This window comes from Actibacterium sp., assembly GCF_041584535.1.
GTDB lineage: Bacteria > Pseudomonadota > Alphaproteobacteria > Rhodobacterales > Rhodobacteraceae > Actibacterium_D.
In genome coordinates this window covers 1-2612 of sequence record NZ_JBFHDW010000327.1, presented here as the reverse complement: position 1 = coordinate 2612, position 2612 = coordinate 1, and the positions used below count along the sequence as shown (strand labels likewise).

Annotated in this window: 2 protein-coding genes and 1 pseudogene; all 3 read right to left on the bottom strand. The window is 61.3% G+C overall.

From position 1 onward, the window contains the following. The coding region (gene rpsL, locus ABYW26_RS13130) for a 30S ribosomal protein S12 (RefSeq protein ID WP_372605360.1) at positions 1-225 on the bottom strand (225 nt) is incomplete at its 3' end. A 340-nt stretch (positions 226-565) separates the two neighbouring features. Then, complete coding sequence (locus ABYW26_RS13125; RefSeq protein WP_372605359.1) at positions 566-1285, bottom strand: hypothetical protein; 720 nt, start codon at positions 1283-1285, stop codon at positions 566-568. 173 nt (positions 1286-1458) lie between these two features. Next, a pseudogene (locus ABYW26_RS13120) lies at positions 1459-2612 on the bottom strand (DNA-directed RNA polymerase subunit beta'); the annotation flags it as partial.

The window sequence follows — 2612 nt, the reverse complement described above, 5'->3', positions numbered from 1 at the left end:
CTGCAGGTTGTGGCTCTCGCCGGGGATGTAGCTGATCACCTCGTAGCCGTTGGTCAGGCGCACCTTGGCGACCTTGCGCATGGCCGAGTTCGGCTTCTTCGGCGTCGTGGTGTAGACGCGCGTGCAGACACCACGCTTCTGCGGACAAGCCTGCAGATGCATGGACTTCTGGCGCTTAACTTTCGGCTGCCGCGGCTTGCGGATCAGCTGTTGGATCGTTGGCATGCACGTTCCTCGTGTTGCTCTCTTGTCAATACTCGCCCCCAAGTCCGGGGGCGCCGCTTCTCGACGGTGATTTGCACGTGTTGCAAAACACCAATACCGCATGCGTCCCCTCGTTCGCGGGAACGACGCGGTGGAATTCCAGAGGATCGGGGCTTTTGGCCCGGATCTTGACCACTTCAATTCTGAATTTGCGCCGCCCAAGGGTTTAACCCCGACAGCACAGGTGCGCGCGGTATATGGAGAGTCGCCGGGGTTGTCAACAGCCGCGCCCGCATTGTTTCGACCCCGGTCCCGGCCCAGCCGGGCGCCATCGGCACCCGGCGATTTTCATCGGTCCGTCTTAGCCGAACTTGGCGAAAAACTTGGCATAGGCCGGTTTAAGCTGCCCAAGCGCGGCCTTCAAAGCCTCGGGGTCAGGGTCTTGCGTCGCCTGCTCCAATGCCAGCGTCGCGTCATACATCGCCTGCGCCAACGGCGCATAGGCCGGATCGGCAGCTTCGGGCGCCGGATGCGCGATGAGCTGTGCCGCCAGATAGGACAGAACCGCCGCCTGCCCCTGCAAGGTTGCGCGCCCTGCCGCGTCCAGCGTTGCCGGGTTGACCACCAGAATGTCCTCCATCTCCAGATGATAGGCGTTCATCCGGTCGGAAAAGCCGATGATGCCGTTGCGCAGGTGCATGTCCCAGATCTGATCGCGGACCTGCTCCAGAACTTCATGCGCTTCGGCCAGATCACCCTTGCTGGCGATGGCCTGAGCCTCGGCCAGCAAGGTGCCGACCTTTGCCATTGTCGCGGGCAAGTCCGGGTCGTCCTGATATTGCGGCGGGGTGTTTGCCGCCCATTCCGCGCCCAGCGCCGCCCATTTTTCCTGCGCCCGGATCAGCGCCGCATCCACCGCATCGGCCTTGCCGGCGTTGCTTTGAAACAAGGCGGTCCGGTAATCGTTATACGCCGCGCGCAGCTGGGTTTCGGCATCGGTGAACGGGCCGGCAAAAGCCGCGCCGCCGATGAAAGACGCCAGCACCAGGGCCGTCGCGCCGGGTTGGAAAATCTTGAACATTTCAACTGTCCTTGCGTGAGAAAATCGCGCGCCGGGGTTGGCGCTTCTTACATTCATAAATGTGAATGACTTGGCCGCCGTCAAGCGGATTCACTGTCAAAAGACACATGGTCGCGGAAAAACAAAAACCCCCGCACAAGGCGGGGGCTTTCATGTTTCGGGATCGGCGCAGCTTATTCGTTGCGGCTTTCCGGCGTATCAATCAGACCGCTGTCGAATTCGTCACCGCCAACGATGTCGTCAACCGGAGCAGCCAGAGCGGCGGCCGCGGCGGCCTCGGCCTGACGGGCGTCGATGACTTTCTGATCGCGCTCGGCGGCGATACGGCGCACGCGCTGCGTGGCCCCACCGGTGCCGGCCGGGATCAGGCGACCAACGATGACGTTCTCTTTCAGGCCGACCAGTTTGTCACGCTTGCCCTGAACCGAAGCTTCGGTCAGCACGCGGGTGGTTTCCTGGAACGACGCAGCCGAGATAAACGACCGCGTTTGCAGCGATGCTTTGGTGATACCCAGCAGGATCGGCTGACCCTTGGCCGGGCGGCCACCCTTGGCGATCGCCTTTTCGTTGGCCTCTTCGAACTCGGCCTTATCGACGTTCTCGCCTTTCAGCAGAGTGGTTTCACCGCTGTCGAGGATCTCCCACTTCTGCAGCATCTGGCGCACGATCACTTCGATATGCTTATCGTTGATCTTCACGCCCTGCAGACGATACACGTCCTGAACTTCGTCGATCATATAGTCAGCCAGCGCTTCGACACCCATGATGGCAAGGATGTCATGCGGCGCGGGGTTGCCGTCCATGATGTAGTCGCCCTTCTGGACAAAGTCGCCTTCCTGAACCGGAATGTGCTTGCCCTTGGGGACCATGTATTCGACGGGCTCCAGCGTGTCGTCGCTGGGCTCGATCGAAATCCGACGCTTGTTCTTGTAGTCGCGGCCAAAGCGCACGTAACCATCGACTTCGGCGATGATGGCGTGGTCTTTCGGACGACGGGCTTCGAACAGTTCGGCCACGCGCGGCAGACCACCGGTGATGTCCTTGGTCTTGGCGCCTTCACGCGGAATACGCGCAACCACGTCACCGGCCTTGATGTCCTGACCTTCTTCGATCGACAGAATGGCGTCGACCGACATCGGATAGGTCACAGGGTTGCCGGCATCGTTACGCACCGGTTCGCCGTCTTCGCCGACAATGATGATCTCGGGCTTGAGGTCATTGCCGCGCGGAGCTGCGCGCCAGTCGGTCACGATCTTCTGGGTCATGCCTGTCGCGTCATCGGTTTCGTCACGGACCGAGATGCCCGAGACCAGATCGACGAATTTCG

Bases quoted from the DNA above. Each gene is read 5' to 3' on its own strand.
- ABYW26_RS13125 (WP_372605359.1), bottom strand. From the start codon at position 1,285: ATGTTCAAGATTTTCCAACCCGGCGCGACGGCCCTGGTGCTGGCGTCT.